This window comes from Halomicrococcus pelagicus (genome assembly GCF_050954125.1).
Genome location: NZ_JBPBWC010000001.1, coordinates 292600 through 310219, shown reverse-complemented (window position 1 = coordinate 310219; position 17620 = coordinate 292600). Strand labels below are relative to the sequence as shown.

The 17620-nt window shown below is 67.0% G+C and carries 22 protein-coding genes, 1 tRNA gene and 1 pseudogene; 10 read left to right on the top strand and 14 right to left on the bottom strand.

Annotated elements, in window-relative coordinates:
• Position 1 precedes the first annotated feature (1 nt).
• Both ACRYA2_RS01655 and ACRYA2_RS01650 read right to left on the bottom strand, forming a co-directional pair.
• Positions 2-1018, bottom strand: a complete 1017-nt coding sequence (locus tag ACRYA2_RS01655; protein WP_433623593.1) for a 50S ribosomal protein L3 — start codon at positions 1016-1018, stop codon at positions 2-4.
• Positions 1019-1022: 4 nt separating this feature from the next.
• Entirely contained in the window at positions 1023-1868 is an 846-nt protein-coding gene (locus tag ACRYA2_RS01650) for a putative RNA uridine N3 methyltransferase (RefSeq protein ID WP_433623591.1), read from the bottom strand.
• A 210-nt stretch (positions 1869-2078) separates the two neighbouring features.
• Here ACRYA2_RS01650 and ACRYA2_RS01645 point away from each other — a divergent pair.
• Positions 2079-2149: transfer RNA gene (locus tag ACRYA2_RS01645), tRNA-Gly, on the top strand.
• A gap of 169 nt (positions 2150-2318) precedes the next feature.
• Here the strand turns inward: ACRYA2_RS01645 and ACRYA2_RS01640 are convergent.
• The 3 genes from ACRYA2_RS01640 to ACRYA2_RS01630 all read right to left on the bottom strand — a co-directional run bounded on the left by ACRYA2_RS01640 (position 2319) and on the right by ACRYA2_RS01630 (position 4685).
• Entirely contained in the window at positions 2319-3050 is a 732-nt protein-coding gene (locus ACRYA2_RS01640) for a hypothetical protein (RefSeq protein ID WP_433623589.1), read from the bottom strand.
• A gap of 186 nt (positions 3051-3236) precedes the next feature.
• Positions 3237-3407: a DUF7987 family protein gene (locus ACRYA2_RS01635; protein WP_433623587.1), complete on the bottom strand. Its 171-nt coding sequence runs from the start codon at positions 3405-3407 to the stop codon at positions 3237-3239.
• 123 nt (positions 3408-3530) lie between these two features.
• The gene (locus ACRYA2_RS01630; protein ID WP_433623585.1) at positions 3531-4685 is read right to left on the bottom strand and encodes a hypothetical protein; all 1155 of its coding nucleotides are present in this window, start codon (positions 4683-4685) and stop codon (positions 3531-3533) included.
• 246 nt (positions 4686-4931) lie between these two features.
• Here ACRYA2_RS01630 and ACRYA2_RS01625 point away from each other — a divergent pair, with 246 nt between their 5' ends.
• The gene (locus ACRYA2_RS01625; protein WP_433623583.1) at positions 4932-5936 is read left to right on the top strand and encodes an AI-2E family transporter; all 1005 of its coding nucleotides are present in this window, start codon (positions 4932-4934) and stop codon (positions 5934-5936) included.
• A 12-nt stretch (positions 5937-5948) separates the two neighbouring features.
• Here the strand turns inward: ACRYA2_RS01625 and ACRYA2_RS01620 are convergent, their stop codons facing one another.
• Positions 5949-6980: a right-handed parallel beta-helix repeat-containing protein gene (locus tag ACRYA2_RS01620; RefSeq protein ID WP_433623581.1), complete on the bottom strand. Its 1032-nt coding sequence runs from the start codon at positions 6978-6980 to the stop codon at positions 5949-5951.
• A 159-nt stretch (positions 6981-7139) separates the two neighbouring features.
• Positions 7140-7877 carry a 5-formyltetrahydrofolate cyclo-ligase gene (locus ACRYA2_RS01615; protein WP_433623579.1) on the bottom strand — a complete coding sequence of 246 codons (738 nt, stop codon included), beginning with the start codon at positions 7875-7877 and terminating at the stop codon, positions 7140-7142.
• A gap of 176 nt (positions 7878-8053) precedes the next feature.
• Here ACRYA2_RS01615 and ACRYA2_RS01610 point away from each other — a divergent pair, with 176 nt between their 5' ends.
• The 3 genes from ACRYA2_RS01610 to ACRYA2_RS01600 all read left to right on the top strand — a co-directional run bounded on the left by ACRYA2_RS01610 (position 8054) and on the right by ACRYA2_RS01600 (position 10027).
• Positions 8054-8335 carry a GYD domain-containing protein gene (locus ACRYA2_RS01610; protein ID WP_433623577.1) on the top strand — a complete coding sequence of 94 codons (282 nt, stop codon included), beginning with the start codon at positions 8054-8056 and terminating at the stop codon, positions 8333-8335.
• A gap of 90 nt (positions 8336-8425) precedes the next feature.
• On the top strand, positions 8426-9403 hold the full coding sequence (locus ACRYA2_RS01605) for an mRNA cleavage and polyadenylation specificity factor-like protein (protein ID WP_433623575.1): 978 nt from the start codon (positions 8426-8428) through the stop codon (positions 9401-9403).
• 108 nt (positions 9404-9511) lie between these two features.
• Entirely contained in the window at positions 9512-10027 is a 516-nt protein-coding gene (locus tag ACRYA2_RS01600) for a helix-turn-helix domain-containing protein (protein WP_433623573.1), read from the top strand.
• Positions 10028-10098: 71 nt separating this feature from the next.
• Here ACRYA2_RS01600 and ACRYA2_RS01595 read toward each other — a convergent pair whose 3' ends face one another.
• Entirely contained in the window at positions 10099-10329 is a 231-nt protein-coding gene (locus ACRYA2_RS01595) for a DUF7385 family protein (RefSeq protein ID WP_433623571.1), read from the bottom strand.
• Positions 10330-10613: 284 nt separating this feature from the next.
• On the opposite strand from ACRYA2_RS01595, the gene ACRYA2_RS01590 reads away from it, so the two are divergent.
• Positions 10614-11318: a bacterio-opsin activator domain-containing protein gene (locus tag ACRYA2_RS01590; RefSeq protein WP_433623569.1), complete on the top strand. Its 705-nt coding sequence runs from the start codon at positions 10614-10616 to the stop codon at positions 11316-11318.
• A gap of 73 nt (positions 11319-11391) precedes the next feature.
• A complete protein-coding gene (locus tag ACRYA2_RS01585) occupies positions 11392-11637 on the top strand; it encodes a HalOD1 output domain-containing protein (RefSeq protein ID WP_433623567.1) in 246 nt (81 codons plus the stop codon).
• Here ACRYA2_RS01585 and ACRYA2_RS01580 read toward each other — a convergent pair.
• The 4 genes from ACRYA2_RS01580 to ACRYA2_RS01565 form a co-directional block, all read right to left on the bottom strand.
• Positions 11634-12251, bottom strand: a complete 618-nt coding sequence (locus tag ACRYA2_RS01580) for a GNAT family N-acetyltransferase (protein WP_433623565.1) — start codon at positions 12249-12251, stop codon at positions 11634-11636. The two genes, ACRYA2_RS01585 and ACRYA2_RS01580, sit on opposite strands and share 4 nt — an antisense overlap.
• Before the next feature lie 180 nt (positions 12252-12431).
• Entirely contained in the window at positions 12432-13079 is a 648-nt protein-coding gene (locus ACRYA2_RS01575) for a DUF2238 domain-containing protein (protein ID WP_433623563.1), read from the bottom strand.
• The gene (locus tag ACRYA2_RS01570) at positions 13076-13681 is read right to left on the bottom strand and encodes a hypothetical protein (RefSeq protein WP_433623561.1); all 606 of its coding nucleotides are present in this window, start codon (positions 13679-13681) and stop codon (positions 13076-13078) included. The genes ACRYA2_RS01575 and ACRYA2_RS01570 overlap by 4 nt, the downstream gene beginning before the upstream one ends.
• Positions 13682-13765: 84 nt before the next feature.
• Entirely contained in the window at positions 13766-14695 is a 930-nt protein-coding gene (locus tag ACRYA2_RS01565) for a metal-dependent hydrolase (protein WP_433623559.1), read from the bottom strand.
• A gap of 168 nt (positions 14696-14863) precedes the next feature.
• Between ACRYA2_RS01565 and ACRYA2_RS01560 the strand changes: the two are divergent.
• Positions 14864-15205 (top strand): annotated as a pseudogene (locus ACRYA2_RS01560) (DUF7522 family protein); the annotation flags it as partial.
• A 102-nt stretch (positions 15206-15307) separates the two neighbouring features.
• Positions 15308-15826, top strand: coding sequence for an HAD family hydrolase (locus ACRYA2_RS01555; protein ID WP_433623555.1), 519 nt, complete (start codon positions 15308-15310; stop codon positions 15824-15826).
• A gap of 211 nt (positions 15827-16037) precedes the next feature.
• On the opposite strand, the gene ACRYA2_RS01550 is transcribed toward ACRYA2_RS01555, so the two are convergent.
• Positions 16038-16316 (bottom strand): amphi-Trp domain-containing protein, encoded by a 279-nt coding sequence (locus tag ACRYA2_RS01550; RefSeq protein WP_433623553.1) that lies wholly within the window; start codon positions 16314-16316, stop codon positions 16038-16040.
• A 394-nt stretch (positions 16317-16710) separates the two neighbouring features.
• Complete coding sequence (locus ACRYA2_RS01545) at positions 16711-16947, bottom strand: DUF5822 domain-containing protein (protein WP_433623551.1); 237 nt, start codon at positions 16945-16947, stop codon at positions 16711-16713.
• A gap of 118 nt (positions 16948-17065) precedes the next feature.
• Between ACRYA2_RS01545 and ACRYA2_RS01540 the strand changes: the two genes are divergently transcribed.
• The gene (locus tag ACRYA2_RS01540; protein ID WP_433623549.1) at positions 17066-17476 is read left to right on the top strand and encodes an archease; all 411 of its coding nucleotides are present in this window, start codon (positions 17066-17068) and stop codon (positions 17474-17476) included.
• The last annotated feature ends 144 nt before the right edge of the window (positions 17477-17620 follow it).

Sequence of the window (17620 nt, the reverse complement as noted above, 5' to 3'; positions counted from 1 at the left end):
GTTATCCCTGGTTGGACTCCGTGCTTACGTAGCGCACCTCGGGGTCGAGGCGCGGCTGGTCGGTCGGTCGGATGGCAGGGCGGAAACGCACCAGGCGCTTCTCCGGTCCGGGAACGGAACCCTTCACCAGCGCGTACGGTCCGTCGACCTCGCCGTAGTTGACGAACCCGCCGTCGACGTTGACGCCGTCGCCGTCGCCGACGTCGATGAGGCGCTTGTTCAGTTCGGTGCGCTGGTGGTAACCGGTCTGGCCCTGCTGGGGAACCGTCGAGCGAACGCGGCTCGGGTTCCACGGGCCGAGGTTACCGATGCGGCGTCGCCAGCCCTGGCGGGCGTGCTTGCCTTTCCGTTTCTGGACGCCCCATCGCTTGACGGGGCCCTGTGTCCCTTTGCCTTTCGTGACGCCACTTACGTCCGTGTACTCGCCCGCGCGGAACACGTCGTTCATCGCGTGTTCCCCGCCGTCGGCGAGGAGGTCGAGCGCGAAGTCGGCGCGCTCCTGCAGGGAGCCACCGCCGACGCGCGTCTCCATGACGTCCGGTTGTTTCTTCGGAATGCTCTGTACGTCGCTGGGTACGGTGTGGGTGATGACCCGGAGGTCCGTCACGTCGCCCGCTTCGAGCGCGTCACGGAGTTCCGACTCCGCCGCGTCGGCGTCGTGGTTCTCCGGCACGTCGAGCGTGCGGTCGAGTTCCCCGTGGAACTCGTCGCCCCACACTTCCGTCAGCGGCTTCTGCCCGTACGGCGTGTCTTCGTAGGCCCGCAGGGCGACGGCCCGCATCGGGGGCGTCTCGACGATGGTGACGGGAACGGTCTCCTCCATCCCCTCTCGTGGGGAATCGGATTCGTCGTTGACCATCACCACGTGGGTCATCCCGGCCTTGTAGCCCGCGAAGCCCTGGAGCGACGGCTGGCCGTCGCTGTCGGGCCACGAGTTGAAGCGCGGCACCTCACTGGTCGCGCGCTTGCGGGGGCCGTAGCCCAGCGAACCTTTGCGTGGTCTGCTTGTTTCTGGCATCGTATCACTCGTGTTTGAGGGTCAGGCAGCCGAGGACGGCGAACATCGCTTCTTCCGTTCGCACGACCTCGCTACCCTGGTTCGGAACCGCGTTCAGCCAGAGGTCGAACCGGCTGGGTGCGCCGGATTCGACCGCGTCGGGGAGACGCTCGGCGTCTACCCCGAGGATGTCCGGTAGCCCTCGTCCGGGCGACCCGAACGCGACAGTCATCCCGTCCCGTTCGGTGCGCACGACGTGGTCGGCCAGTCGCGACACGGTGAGTTCTTCGCCGTGTCGCGAGGTGGCGACCGTCACGCCTGCATCGTCGCGGTCGAGCGCTGCCGTGAGGTCCATGCGCTTCACTGCGAACCCCGGGAGGGGCTCGTCGACCAGCTTCGCACGGACCGGACTTCTCGAAGAGATCCTGACGGTAACGCGCTCCCCCTCGTCGACCGTCATTTCTGACGGAGCGACGAGTGAGATCGGGTGTTGCAGTCCGCAATTGACCCGAACGCGCCCTTCAGGTCCGACCTCGGTCACGATTCCCTGTCTTAACGACCCCGAACCCTCGGATTCGGAGCCGGTCAGTGCCGTGGCGCGGAGCGGCGGCAGGACGCCCGCGTACTCCAGTTCGTTCCGCTTGCCGAATACCTCCTTTCGGAGATAGGGCGGCGTTGCGGCGTACGTCAGTACGGTTTCGACGAACCCGCCGCCCCACCTGCGTTCGCCTTCCCGGTCGGGGAAGACGAACAGGTTGTCCGTCCGGAACACCGTCGCCGCGCGGGCGACGTAGCCGAGCTTGCGAGTTGCCTCGCGCTTGTCTTCGGCTTCCCGGACGAGGGACGACGGCACGAGTACGCTGACGGTCATGCCGTGACGCTTCGACGCCTCGCCACTAGACTGTGACGAATTGTATCTGATTGAAGGTTAAAAGGGCACCGCTTCAGATTCGAGGGCGTGACGTATTCACACGCCCGAAACCGTCCGAACTTAGGGAAATCGTGAGAGATACTTACAGCCGGAGTCGGCTGCATCCGGAAGCCTTATACTTCAGTCGGTAAAACGTGAGAGTGCAGCAGGGCGCTGGTAGTGTAGTGGTATCACGTGACCTTGCCATGGTCACAACCTGGGTTCAAATCCCAGCCAGCGCACTTCCCCGTTCTCTCGTTCTCAACTCCGAACAGTACCATTTTCCTCTGTCGGCAGCCGACGTGCTCGAATCACGTGAGCAGATTCCGTACTGCGGGCCGACGGACATCGAGAACGTCGTCGACGGGGGCGCAAAAGTGGTCGCATGCCGGTCGACGACGGGAGTGGCCGTTACTCCTCGTCGTCGTTCTCGTCGTCTTCGCTCGACGCCTCTTCGCCCTCGTCTCCCTGCTGCTCCTGGGTTTCCTCCGCCGTCTCGGCGGCTTCGTCTATCTGGTCGGCGGCCGTCTGGCCGCCTTCCTGGACCTGGTCGGCGGCCGTCTCGCCGCTCTCCCGGACCCGGTCTGCGGCCTCTTCGGTCCCCGTCTCGACCTGGTCGGCGGCCATCTCGCCCGTTTCCTGAATTCCCTCGGCGGCTTGCCCGACGACGGCCTCCGTCCGCTGGGCGACCTCGCCCGAGCGCACGGCGGTCTTGTCGGCGACGGAGTGTAGCTGCTCGGTCGTCTTGCCGACGGCCTCGTCGACCGAACCCGACCGCGACTTCAGCAGGTAGGCGAGTCCGACGACGACGCCGACGAGAAGCAGCTTCGAGAGCGTACCCCCGCTCTGGCGCTCCCGGGTCTCCTGGGTCGGCGAGGTGCTAACCGTTGCCTCGTCCGACCGCGCTTCGAGGGCCTTCTCGACCGTCTTCTCGGCGACGTTGGACGTCCGACTGTCTCGGCCGAGGAAGTACCGGACCGCCTGGCCGATGTCGACGAGCAGGAACGCGCGAACGGTTTCGCCGTCCTCCAACTCGTCGCCCTCCGTCGCCACCTCCAGGATCCGGAACACCGATTCCGGCACCGCGTCGACGACCGACTGTGCCTTCGATTCTCCCCTGTCGTCTGATAAAATTCCACTCATGGTTCCACCTACGTCGTTTGTACAGCGGAACTGTGGAAAAGCGTTGGGGGCGGATGGTCACAATGAAGGGAACGGACGTCCCTCGTCGATTCTCGGTCGCCGACGGACGATTCCGAACGCGAGTCGGTCGTTCCGCCTCGTGGCGTCGTCGCGCGGGCGATAGGTCGTCGGAAGCGAAGCGGAGCGTCAGCCGTCTCGCAACCTGGTCTCCGCGATGACGGTCGGAGCGATTACCCCGACGCCGATGAGCACTGCCCACTGAATCGCGGCATTCTCTGTCACGAGCATCGTTCCGTACCAGCAGACGACCCCGAGTACGACGAACGCGGCCCTGACTTTCGTATCGGCGGATACCATACGGACGGCAGGCGTTCGACCGCCAAAACTTCTGCCTCCGCCGCGTCGATCGGCGTCCCCGCGTCGGACTCTGCGGTGTCGCCGTCGGCGATGCTCGAAAAAGGGCGACGGTGCGACGGGGAGTCAGCAGTCGTCCGAGTCGTCAGGACAGTACACGCGGAACCAGCAGAGCTTCTCCTTCTTTTTCTTGCACGAGTCGCCATCGGTAGGAATCGTGACGCAGTACTTCCCGGACTCCTCGTCGTACTCGGCCGAGACCGGGTCCTGGACCTCGCACTTGCAGCCGCACTTCTTGCCGTGGTGGTGCTTGTGCTTCTTCTCGTCGTGATGGTGCTTGCCTTTCTTCTTGCCGTCGTGGTGGTCTTTCTTCTTGTCGTGATGGTGATGGTGCTTGCCGCCGTGCTTGCTGTGACCCTTCTTCCGGGTCGCGTACTCGACTTCGAACGGGAACGCGGCGCAGATGGTCGCCTCGTGTCGGTCGCCCTCGACCTCGAGTCCGTTCGGGTCGCCGGACACCGGCACCCACTTGCAGTCCTTGAACTTGTACTTGACGTCGAGACCCGGGGGACACTCCGGTATCTTGCACGGGGCGTCCTCGGCGGTCACTTCTTCGTCGAACAGTGTCTCGCCCTGGTACGTGATGGTGACGCGGGTCGGGTCCCGGTCGCCGGGCAGGGGAACCGTCGCGACGCCGTTTTCGTCGACATCTGCGGTGGTCTCTAGCGGGTCTCCCTCCTCGAAAGCCACCGTCACGTTCAGCGTCGCACCCTCGGGGATGTTCGACGTGGCAATGGTGACGGAGTCGCAGGTGACGGTTACCTGGTCGACGGCCGGTTCGCCACCGTTCGGCGGGCACCGGTAGAACGTCGCGTTGCTGATTTCGCCGTACAGGTTCGGGTCCTCCGTCGGATTCTCGTCGGGCAGACAGATCGTCTCGGTGTCTGCGCTCACGCTCGCCACGTAACATCCCTGACCTGCCTTGAGTGTGACGTGCGTGGTCCCCTCAGGAATCCCGTCTGGAGGTGTATAACAGTCCCCGGAGAGTCCGGTCGGCGTTCCGAGCACTTCCGGGTCATCACAGGGGAGACAGTTGATACACTGGTCTTCTTGCGCACCGCCCTGGGCCTCACCACAGAACTCGGCCGTGACCTGCTGTTGGGCCTGCGTCCCGAAGGAAGCGGCCGAGAGGCCGCCAGCGCCGATGCCCGCGACGGCAAGTCCTTTGAGGTAGTTTCTGCGATTAACGTTACTTTCTTCTTCGTTGTTTTCTCTCGACATACAAGAGCACCAAACCCGGGGAGGGAGTTTGTTATGCGCCGCCTGACGACTGCACCCGTGGAGTTAGGGGTGGCCTGAGTACCGACCGGGGCCGGTAGACTCCGCTTACCGCTCGTTTCCCCAACCGTTCACCGCGACCGCGGGGACGGGATGGCGTCGAACGGACGCACTCGCTCGCTCTCGCCACCGTGGGTCTCCCTCTCGAGCGTTGGTCCGTTTTATACGGGTCCGGACCGTCGGCCCGCCATGAAGCGCGACAGGGCGTTCTTGCTGGTGCTAGCCGCGGTGTTCGGACTCCTGTCCTACCTGCTCGTCCGCCCGTTCCTCCAGTACGTCCTCGCCGGCGTCCTGCTGACGTACGTCCTCTGGCCCGTTCACAGACGGCTCGCGTCGCGAGTGGGCGAGCAGGTGTCGGCGTTGTCGTTGATGATTGCGACGACGCTGGTCGTGGTCGTTCCCGTCGCACTCGTGCTTGTGGTCGCCGCCGACCAGGCGTTCGAACTGGTGTCGGCGATTCGGAGGGGGGAGTTCGCGGTCGCCGAGGTCGAGGCGTTCGTCGAGCGGTACTCGGGCATCGCGGTCGACCTCGAAGCCATCGATCTACGGGCGTTCCTCCGGCGGTCCGCCGGCGACGGCTCCGCCCTGTTCGGGCGTGCGCTGGACGTGTTCGGCGGCGTCTCAACCGCCTTCATCGGCCTGACGATTCTCGCGTTCGTCGTCTACTACCTCCTCAGGGACGGCGACGCGTTCCTCGCCTGGGTCCGGGACGTCGCGCCGCTGCCCGAAGACGTGCAGGACGAACTCTTCGAAGAGATGGACCGCGTGATGTGGGCGGTCCTGATCGGCAACGTGCTCGTCGCGCTCGTCCAGGGCGTCCTCACTGGCATCGGGTTGGCCGTCGCGGGTGTCCCCAGCGTCGTCTTTCTGACGGTCGTGACGACGTTGCTCTCGCTGCTCCCGCTGATCGGCGCCTCGGTGGTCTGGTTCCCGGCGGCCGTCTACCTGTTCGTCGTCGGTCGACCGGTCGCCGCCGCGTTCCTGTTCGTCTACGGGACGGCGGTCGTCAGCCTCTCGGACAACTACCTCCGTCCGATGATAAGCGCCCACGAGGCGCGGCTGAACCCCGCCATCCTCGTTGTCGGCATCTTCGGCGGGGTCTACGCGCTCGGGTTCATGGGCCTCTTCTTCGGCCCCATTGTGCTGGGAATCCTCCGGGCCGTCCTGGACGTGTTCGCCCGCGAGTACGCCTGACGGGGCGTATCGTTACGCCCGCGCGGTTCGTTCGCCGGCGCCGCGCTGTCCCAGGGAGTTGTTCTCGACGACGTTCCCCGAGGAGGACGGCGAGACGACGACGTCGCGGCGGTTGTCCGAACCGCGGTTCCCGGCGACGCGGTTGTCGTCGCTGGAGATGAGCAGGATGCCCGTGTCGCTGCTGTTCTCGATTCGGTTTCGGAGAACCTCGTTGCCGTCGCTCGACCGCAGACGGACGCCGACGGGGTTCCCGACCGCGACGTTGTCCGCGACCGAGTTGTTGTCGGCGTCGTCCGCGAGGTAGACGCCGTAGAAGCGGTTCGAGACGCGATTCCCGCGGACGCGGTTGTCGCTCGCGCCCGAGAGCCAGACGCCCGCGATGCGGTTCTCGGTGGCGACGCTCTCCCGAATCGCGTTGTCGGACGCGCCGAACAGCGCGACGCCGAACTCGTTGCCCCGGGCGACCGTTCCGACGAGCCGGTTGTTGCTGGCCTCGACGAGCTGGACGCCGACCAGCGCGTTCCCGACCGCGGTCGTGTTCCGCAGGACGTTGTTCGAACTCGCGCCGACGAGGAAGACGCCCGCCACCGCGTTCGACCGCGCGACGTTGTCGACGGCCGTGCCGTTGCGCAGCGACACGAGCGAGAGTCCGACCCGGTTGCGCGCCGTCGTCGTGTTCCGGACCGTTGCGTCGCGGATACCGGTGAACCGCACGCCGTCGTCCCAGTCGGTCGCGGTCACGTTCCGGACCGTGACGTTCGCCCGCGCGGTGACGAGCACGCCGGCGGAGCCGAACGCTCCGACGCCGTCGACCGCGTGCCCCGCCCCGTCGAGGACCACGTCGCTGGCACCGACGCGGATGCAAGTGTCGACGCTGGCGTTGCGCACGTCGCTCGCGAGTCGGTAACGTCCCGGTTCGTCGATGGTGGTACAGGAGTCGATGCGCGTCGCCCCGCCGTCCTGGCCGCCCGCCGCGCCCGGTGCTAGGGCGGCGAGGACGACGAGCGAGACGAGGGTGGTCGCCGCGAACGGAGTGCCTCGCATAGCGGTCCCACGGCGGGGACGCAGTTCGTTATTCGCTGTCTATTTCGGAGTAATGCGCGTTTCTCGGCGCTCGATCGACGCGTCCGCGGTGGTCGCGGCGGTTGTCGGGATTACGGAAAGTTCGAGGCGAAAGCCTCGCCCTTCAGGGCGGGGAGGAGGTCAATCCCGCAGTCGAGCGAGGACGGGAATCTCGTCGATTCGCTCGTCGGACAGCGCCGTCCAGTCGACCCCGTCCGGTCGCTCGAAGGCGGTGTCGGTGCGGACGACGCGCTCCGGCGTCACGACGAGGTCCATCGGCACGTCGTGGGCGTCCGGAGAGGCGTCGTCTGTCACCTGGAGTTCGTGGACCGTCGTCGCCACCGTCGTCTCGTCGTCGACCGCGCCGAGTTCCCGGAGGACCGCGTACTCGAGGTCGCTGTACCCCTCGCCCTTGCCGACGCGCGCCCCGGTCTCGGTGACCGCGACGCTGCCCGAGACGACGAGGTCGACGTGCGGCAGTTCGTCCGGGCCGACCGGGTCGGCGTACCGGTCCATCTTCGACACGGTCGCCGCATCGTCGAGCGCCGCCGACGGCTCCACGTCGCGGTCGGCCGCCGCGTCCCGTATCGCGGCCGGGTCGAGTTTCATGAACGGGCGCTCGTCGCGCAGTCGCGGCTGGGCCATGTAGACGACCTTCCCCTCGCGGAGCGCGCGCCGCCGGACGGGCAGTTGCGGCGCGTCCGGGTTGGCTTTCAGCACGTCCGCGTCGTCCCACTCTGGCAGGGACGCAAGGCGGTCCGCGGCGTCGTCCGCCCCGGCGAAGTTCGGGATTCGACCGTGCGGCGGGAAGGGAAATCGCGCCTCGCCGGCGGCTTCGAGGGCGTCCCAGGTTCGCTCGCGGAGGTCCTGTTTGTCCATACGTAGCGGGTCGGAGACGACGCGGAAAAATCGCGGGGTCGCGTCGTCCGACTCCGTCCGCAGTCGAGAGACGGCGCGGCTCGTGCTTCGGTTCGAGTGAGAGGGTGGTCGACCAAAGACAGGTAATCGCGTCGTGCAAAACGGTTTTCGCGTCCAGCGTCGTCTCCACGTCAACCGTGTCGAAATACGTTTCGCTCGTCAAAGTCCGGGGAACGGTCCAGAACGTCCAGAAGCTGGCGTCCATCTGGGGGGACCTCCGCACCGAGCTGGAGGAGTACGACGCCGACCTGCAAGAGAGCTACGCCATTCTGGGCGAGTACGACTTCCTGGTCATCATGGACGCCCCCGGTCGAGACGAGGCGTTCAAGGCGTCGATGGCGATAGAGAACCAGGGGCTGGACATGCAGACGATGGAGATCATCCCCGTCGAGGATTTCGCGTCGCTCGTCGACGAGTAGCCCCACACCGACGGCGTCCCGGGTCGCCACTCCGGGACGTGGCGGCGCGGTCGGCGCAACCCTCACGTTCCGTCCGCCCCAACGTCGACCGTGATTCGACGGAAGGACGGCATCCACGTCGAGGCGGGCGGGTCGATCGGCACCGTCGTCGCGGACGCCCGGAGCGCGGTCGGCGACGTCAACGTGGTGAGCCACGCCCACGCCGACCACACGTTCCGACGGACGCCGCCGACCGTCTGTTGTTCGGCGACGACCGCCGCACTCGTGGAAGCCCGAACCGGCGCGCGGTTCGAGTTCACGGACTCGGTGCCGGGAATCGAGTTGCTCCCCGCGGGTCACGTCGTCGGGTCGCGCGCCGCGCTGGTGGCTGACGAAACCAGCGACCGCAGCGTTCTCTACACGGGCGACTTCTCGACGCGCGACCGCCTCTACCTCTCGGGATTCGACCCGGTCCCCGCCGACGTGCTCGTGATGGAGACCACCTACGGCGACCCGGCGTACCGCTTCCCGGAGCAGTCCGCGCTCGAAGGCGAGATACGCGACTGGCTGGCCGACCACGACGAACCGCTCTTCCTGTTCGGTTACTCGCTCGGCCGGGCGCAGAAGCTCCAGAAACTCGCCCGGCAGGCGACGGACCGCCCGCTCGTCGCCAGCGACGCCATCCGGGAGGTCAACGACGCCATCGAAGCGGCGACGGGCGTCGCCTTCGACGCCGACCCGTTCGACGCGAGCGACCTCGCTGGCGACGAGATAGTCGTCCTCCCGTCGAACCAGGCTCGCAGTGACTGGGTCGACGACCTGGTCGAGCGCGTCGGCGGCCTGAAGGTCGGCTTCTCCGGTTGGGCCGTCGACGAGTCGTTCCGCTACCGCGGCGGGTACGACCGCACCTTTCCCCTCTCGGACCACTGCGACTTCGACGAACTGCTCGCGGTCGTCGAAGCGGTCGACCCCGAGACCGTCTACACCCACCACGGGTTCGACGAGTCGTTCGCGGCCGCGCTCCAGAAGCGGGGGTACGAGGCCCGTCCGCTGTTGCGCGACCAGACCGCGCTCTCGGAGTTCTCGTGACCGGCACGGGCCGACCTCGATGGAACCGTCGGCCGCCCGTGCGACCGTCGGCGTCGTCCTCCGAACCGCAAGCGCGATATTGAAATGGAGCCCCTACGTAACACGTGTATGGCCAAATACTCGACAGGGAATTCGTCCGGCGGCGATAGCGGGGGTGCCTGCGAACTCTGCGGGCAGTCCTCGGACTCGCTGACCGAGGCCAACGTTGCCGGCGCACAGCTATCGGTCTGCTCGAGCTGTGCGTCGTCGCACAACGACGCCGCTCGCACCGAGAAGAAGCGCGACGACGGTAGTCGCGGCGAGCAGGACCGGACGCGCCGCGCCGCCCGGAACACGGCGAAGATGGACGACGCCCGGAAGGGCGATTCCAGCCACTGGGAGAAGGAGGGAACGGACTACGACGACGACCCGCTGCCGTATCTCGTCTCCGACTACGGTGACCGGGTGGTCGAGGCGCGCCAGGAGGCCGGCCTCCAGCGCGAGGAACTCGCGGACGAACTCGACGTTCCAGAGAAGAAACTGCTCGCCGTCGAACAGAACCGCGCGAACCGCGCCGGCGTCGGCGGGTCGCTGGTCGAGGCGCTCGAGGACCGCCTCGACGTGACCCTCTCGGAGTCGGCGTAGCGGCAGAGGGGAGCGGCGATGGACGTCGCGGTCGACTTCGAGCGCGCGATGAGCGACCGGCGAACGGGCGGCTATTGATGGGTGAGTAGGAGCAGGCGGTCGTCCTCGCGGACGACGCAGAGACGCGCGGACCCCGGCGGGTCGAGGCAGTACTCGCGGCGGTCGGTCGCGAGCAGGTCGTCGAACGGTTCGCCGCAGGCCGGGCAGGCGACGCTGTCGCGGTTCTCGAACAGTTTCGTGTGGCCGGCGTCCTTCTTCAGCTTCAGCCGGTGGCGAACCTCGTGAACGTCGAGGGCCGTCATCGCTCACGCTCCCGCTGTTCTCGGGCGTCCGCGTCGCGGCGCGGTCCGCCGCCGCCGGTCCCACGACGGGACGGTTCGATGACGGGACGGTGGGTCTCGGCCCGCTCCGGGCACATGACCGCGACCATCCCCGCTGAAAACAAAAGTCTTCTGACAGTGGTCGGACGTCGACCGCGACCGCCGACGCGGACGCCGCTCAGAACGCCGTTACGGCTGAATTTCCTCTGTACTGTGCTGACGGCCACCAAACAACGCCTATCCGTCACCGGTCCCTTCAACGTACGATGACCGAGCAACAGGACGGCACGACGGTCGAGCTCGAGTTCTCGGTGGAGGACCAGGGGTGTTTCTTCGTCGCGGCGTCGGAGCGAGCGGACTGTCGTATCGTCGGGCGGGAGACGATACAGCGAACGGACGGGAACCGCCTCGAGTTCTTCCGCGTCCGGGGGGCGTCGCGCGAGCGACTCCTCCACGTCGCGGACGAGTACGCGTCGGTGAGAGAAGCGCGGGTGGTGGAGCAGAGCGACGACGAGCACCTCCTGGCGGCCGTCGTCACGGGTCGCTGCGTTGCCGCGACGCTGGCGGACACCGTCGCCGTCATAAAGCGAGCCGAAGCCGTCGACGGCGTCGCTACCATCGTGGCCGACGTACCGCCGTACGGCGACGTGCGTACCGTCGTCGAGACGTTCACGGACTGTCACCCCGACTCCCACCTCGTCGCCAAGCACACGTTCGCCGATGGCCTGCCGGCGGTCGCCGAGAGCGAACGTTCCGTCCGTCTCGAGGCGGAGTTGACGGACAGACAGCGACAGGCGGTCACGACGGCGTTACAGTTCGGCTACTTCTCGTGGCCGCGAGAGAGCACCGCCGCCGAGTGCGCCGACGTACTCGACGTCTCGCAACCGACGTTCAGCCAGCACCTCTGGACCGGGGTGGAGAAGCTACTCACGACGATGTTCGACGCGGATAGCCGAGCGACCGCCCAGTGAGGGGACGGACCTTTCCTGATAGGCGACGGGGTCAGGGGCGTCCGGCCCCGAGAGGAAGATAGAACACACGACGATGCTAACGAAGACTCGCTCGAACCGGCGAACTTGCCGAGAGGAGCCGGTCAGTTACACAGTCGTCCAGACCGTCGCCGAGCGCAACGACGCCTCGGTGAACGAACTGCCGCCGCTGTACGACAGCGTCGAACCCGACGCGCTCAACGCGTTGGTCCGACGCGGCGGTGACGACCTCCGGATAACGTTTCGGTTCGCCGGACGGCAGATAGTCGTGGACGGCGACGGCACGGTGACCGTGAACTAACCGAACGACGCGATTTCTGTCTCGTCGCGGTTCCGTTTCCACTGTTCTCGCCTGACCGTGTAGCGATGCGAATCCCGGACCTCGTCGGCGTCCGGTTGCCAGTTTCGCAACAGACCGTCGTACTGACCGCCGAATCGCTCGACGTACTTCTCGATGGCGCGTTTCGACTGCTCGTTGCCGTCGAGATGCTCGACCGCGACGACCTCCAGGTCGAGGCGCTCGAAGGCGACCTCGAACAGGGCGGCGGCGCGCTCGCCGGAGTAGCCCCGGCCCCAGAACCGCTTGCGGAGCCACATCCCGAACGTTGCCGTCCGGCGGTCCCAGTCGACGTTCAGCCCCGTCGCACCCGCTATCTCGCCGGCACCGTCCTCGCCCGCCGCCGGGCGAACGACGTACTCAGCGCCCGCGCCCTTCGCGCGGTTTTCCTCCATCGCGTCGACGAACTCCCTCGTCTCGTTCGGCGTCCGGTGGGGGTCCCACGAGAGGTGTTCGGTCACCTCGTCGATGTGCGGCGCGTCGACGGAGCAGAGACCATAGAACTCGAAGAGGTCCACGTTCTCGCGGGAAAGCGCCTCCAGGACGAGCCGGTCGGTCTCGATGCGCTCGGGGAACATGGCACCGACCACCGCGGCGGCGAACAAAAACCTTCTGACAGTTTCGGGCGGCGTCCCCTTGAACCGCCGGTGCGACTGCTCCGGCGCGCCCGGTGCCCACGAGCGCGGTTCGGAGAGCGAGAGCGCTCGTCGTTCGTCCGCACCGGCCCCTCTCGGCCGGCGAGACGGCCGGTGCGGGCGTCAGTCCGCGGAGCGACCGGACGCGTCGAGACGGTCGGTCAGCGCGCCGACGACGCCGTTGAGGTGCGCCGTGCCCCAGAGAGCGGTGACAATCGCACCGGCCGTGTTGAACAGGAGGTCCTTCATCGTGTCCTCCAGGCCGTACTGGGTGAGCACCGCCTTCCCGCCGAACACGCTCGCCATGCCACCGATGGCGAACTCGATGACCTCCCAGACGACGCCGAACGCGACCACGAACAGGAGGATGAAGACGAAGACGAACCGCGGCGGCAGGACGACGCCGGAGTAGTGCTCGTCGATGGCGCGCACGGTCGCGTACCCCGCGGCGGCGATCAGCGACGCCGACAGCGCGTGGGTGACGTGGTCGTACCACCAGACGTTCTGGTAGGGGCCGAGCGTGCCGAGCGCGTGAAGGAAGACGGCCACCGTAATCCACAGCGTCAGCCCGGCGTCCATCGGGATGTCGTAGTCGCGTTCGAGGACTGCGGGGACGAGCGTGACGAGGAAAGCGAGACCGGCGTTGACGACGATGCCGGGGTTGCCGCGGTCGAAGCCGACGAAGAGGATGCCGACAAGACTCAGTTCCATGGCGCGGGTAATCTGGCGCTGGCGGCGCTCGGAGACGCGGAGACGGTCGCGAACCCTCATAGCTCGTGCCTTCCCTCCGGTAGTCGGGGCTCGACCGGCGCGACGCGCCGGAAGTACAGTTCGAAGACGACCCCGGCGACCACGCCGGCCAGCGTCGCGTAGACGAAGTCCCACATCAGCAGGTACTCGCTGCGGATGAACGCCGTGCCGAGGAATCCGTCGGAGAGCCACTGGACGACCGCCCAGATGCCGGCCGTCGCGGTCGTGGCGACGACGACGAAGAGGATGGCGAACCAGTGGGTCATCCGGACCGTCGTGAACGCGTGCAGTTCGACGGCGACGATGAGCGCCAGCGCGGCGACCGACAGGTAGGTCGTCACCCGCAGGCTGTACACCCAGGTCGCGAGCGACTTCGCGAGAATCGGCAGTGCAGCGAGCACGAGCACCTCCCAGGGCAACATCACGTCCCCATCGCGGTACGCCGCCGACGGCACAACCGTCACCACGGCGACGAAGGCGGCGAACCCCGCCCAGAGCACGTCGCCGTCCAGCAAGTTCTCGACGACCACGACCAGCAGGAATCCCACGAGCAGCCACGCGAGACCGGCGTTGACTCGCTCGTCTTCGAGGACTCCCCCGAGCCGGTCGGTGCGTCTCGCCATACTCTTTCGTAGGCGGTCGACCGTACAAAAACCTACGCAACGGATAGAACGCTTGACGGTTGCGCGGAGTCGGGGGTCCGACAGTTAGGCGAGCAGGAAGGCCCCGGTGTACGCGAGCGTCGCCACCGTCACGGCCGCCAGTCCGGTCGAGAGCCAGACGCGGGGGTCTCTCGACGGGCGGAACTGGGATCGGGGATGCAGTCGCGGAGCGACGCCGACGAACCCCATCGCGAGGATGGAGAACACGAAGTGGTACGACACCGCCATGGTGGGCGCGGGGAGCAACAGCGCGGCGATGGCGTATCCGGCTCCGAGCGCGGCCCGTGGGTGCACGTGGTCGCGCAGGCGCTCGTCCCGCAGATGCAGGAACGTCACCGCCGCGAGCCACCCCGTCGCCAGTTCGAGGCCGAAGACGGCCACGAGGTTCAGCGTCGGGTCCGCGAACAGGTGAACCCGTCCCGCGAGAACGGCGACGTCGAACGGATAGAGGAACTGCGGCGGGGAACCGGTGAACACGTCGCCGAACGGATGCGAGAGCAGGCCGAACGCCGCGGCGACGAACAGCGCTCGCGGACCGAGGTCGGTGCGCCGGGCCGCGACGACCGCGACGACGACGCCCGCGACGGCGAACACCAGCATGACGCTCGCGCCGAGCAGGCCGCTCTCGACGAACGCGACGGCGACCAGCGCGGCCAGCGCGGCGGCGCTCCCCACCTTCCGGAGTCGGTCGCGGGTCGACCATGTGAACGCGACGGCGGCGACCGACCCGACGACGAGCGAGTGGGTGACCACGCGGTGGACGAGGTGGGAGCTCCCCCAGAACGCGGCGGTCATCGTCCAGACGCCGCCGAAACCGGTCTGCGCCACCCCGACCAGCGCGTAGGTCATGTCGACGTCGGGGACGACGGCGAACGCTCCCGCGACGACGCCGAACGCCAGCGCGCGCTGGCCGGACCAGCGACGGTTCGCGGCGAGCGCGGCGATGGTGAATGCCAGGAGGGCGTGGCCGACCATCATGGTATCGTTGGTTCGCACCGCGGCGTCTTAAGCCTCTCTCCTCGACGTCCGAGGCGCATTTACCTCAGTAGTTTTATGCTTTCAGGGAAGAAGCCCAGACACGATGACGATATCTGACCCCTCGTCGTTGTCACGTTCGACGCCGACGCCGCGCTCGCTGCCGCTTGCGAGCAAGCGGGGGACTCGGTCTATCTCTGCGTGGAGTACGACGCCGAGGATTTCAATACGCTCTACGCCGCCGAGCAGACCCTGTCGCTGTACGACGGGCAGCGGGAGATGCTGGACCACTTCGAGGAGGTGTTGTCGTACGTCCACGTCGACTTCATGGAGAAGGACCTCTTCGAGGACGTGTTCCGCGCCGCCGGCGAGGTGAGTGCGTTCGTCACCTACATGGACGCCGTCGTGCTCGTCCGCCTGCTGGTCGGCCAGGAGGGACTCTTCTTCACCGTCGACCCCGCCGCCGACGTGACCGCGTTCGTGACGGCAGTCGAGGACGCCGTCGCGTAACGCCCTCCCACACCGACGGGCGGGGACCGTCCCTCGCATTCCGTCACCGGCCGGACTCGGACCGAAGTTCCTTTGCGCAGCGCCCGCCAATCGACCGGCGTGATGCGAGACGACGTTTCGGCCGTGGTGTACGACCTCGACGGGACGCTCGTGGACCTGGTCGTCGACTGGGACGCGGTCGCCGAGGAAGTCGCGGCCGTTCTCGGAGAGGGCGGCGTGGACGCGAGCGATGCCGACCTCTGGTCGATGCTGGACCTCGCCGACGAGGCCGGCCTTCGCCCGGAGGTGGAGGCGGTCATCGGCGACCACGAGTGCGACGGCGCTCGGAACTCGACCCGACTTCGACGCGCCGACGAACTGCTCGACCTGACGGTCCCCGTCGGCGTCTGCTCGCTGAACTGCGAGTCGGCCTGCCGGGTCGGCCTCGAAACGCACGACCTCGCGTCGTCGGTGGGCGCGGTGGTCGGCCGCGATTCGGTGGCGACGCGCAAACCTGACCCCGAACCGCTGCTGGCGACGCTCGACGCGCTCGGGGTCGACGGCGACGCCGTCTTCGTCGGCGACTCGCGCCGTGACGAACTCACCGCCGAGCGCGCCGGCGTCGCGTTCGAGTGGGTCTGACCGCCACCTACCCCTGAAGGGGTGGAATTTTTAACCACCAACGATACTTAGAACAGGTCGTATCATAGGCCGGCAAACGTCCTAACCCTGCGGTACGTGAAGCCCCGGCAGCAGGTCGAGCACCCCGGGGCTCGACCCCGAGGCGGTCCGACTACATCGCTGTGCTATCGAGACGACATCGTGACACTCGCGAACCGAGAGTGAATCTCGGCTACTCCTGGACGTCTAACGTCCCTTCTTCTGCTGTTTGGGCGTCACGCCACCAGACTAACTCGAACTCGATGCTTTGTTTCGCTTCCGTGTCGCCTTCAGCCCAGTCGGACTCTCCCTCCAGTTTGAACGTGACCGGGTCAACTGGGTTCAGCATCACTTGCTTTCCGCCGAGGTCGAGCGACACGTCGTCCCCACTGTCGAGTTGATCAGCCAAGTTTCGAAGGTACGTGGCGATCTCCGCCCGTGACTTTTGTTCTTCAGTTTCGAGTTCCCCCATACGAATGGGAAACGGTAACTCTACTCATAAACTGATGGGGTATCTGTGAACTACCCCACCCTGCTCGGCCTGATGGCCTCGCTGAGGGTGGGGCTTCCTGGTTCGGCGACGCGCTTTTTCACCGCGAGAGGCGGCGCAGGGAGCGCAGTCTCCGCAGGCGGTGATTCGGAGTGCCCACCCCTATTGGCTCGACGGGAGAGTTCCACGGGCCGACACACGCTTTTTTGTCGCGTTTGAATGTCGGCCTGTTATCCTACTCCCGCACGGAGCGAGTCGTCCCATCTGGGACGGCAAGTGAGTCGGGAGCGGTCGCGGACCTACAACCAGCTTTTTCGTCCACATCGCTCCCAGGCGCGATTCAGGGCAACCGTTCGGGAGCAGGTGGACGTCACGCCTACTGCTGGCGGCGCGCGTAGCCGTAGACGGCCAGCGCGGTGACCAGCCAGACGACCGCTCCGACCCGAATGGCGAACTCCGCGCGAGCGCCCCAGGTCGGCAGGGTGACGCCTGACGCGAGCGCGACGAGCGCGACGACGGGCGCGCCGACGACGATGGAGAGGACGAAGGTCGTCTGCATCACCCACCCGAAGTCGACGCCCTCCGGGTCGTGAGTCTCGACGGGTTCGGGCACGGTTCGAACCCGGTTCCGGGGGCGCTTAAGCGTTGCCAGGTCGGTCCGGGTCGCCCCCGGTGCCGGCTCCTTGCCCGGACCGACAACACTGAAGACGCTCCGCGGCGACCACCGAGCGATGAGCTACGCCTTGCGCGATCACACGGCCGACGTGGCGGTCGAAGCGACCGCTGAGAGCCTCGACGCCGTCTTCGCGGCCGTCGCGGACGGGCTGGCGGCCGCGATGTGCGACCAGGTCCCCGACGAGGGCGAGCGATTCGACGTGACGGTGCGCGCCGAGGGACTGGAGGCGCTGATGTTCGACTATCTCGACGAACTCATTTACCAGCGCGACGTCCGCGGCGTCCTCCCCGTGGACAACGAGGCGACGGTCGCCGAGGAGGACGGCGAGTGGACCCTCGACGGTAGCGCGCGCGGCGTCCCGCTGACCGGACTGGGGGCCCGCGACGTGAAAGCCGTCACCTACTCCGAGATGGCCGTCGAGGAGACCCCGGACGGGTGGCGGGCGTACGTCGTCTTCGACGTCTGACCCGGCGGAGTCCCACCGCGACGGTGACGACAGGAGACGAAAGGGGCGACTGAGCGGGGTCTAGCGACGAAGCGAAAGGAGCGAAGGACGCGAAAAAGGCGAACGAAACCAACTGTCGTAGCGAACGACGGAGGAACGTCGGTA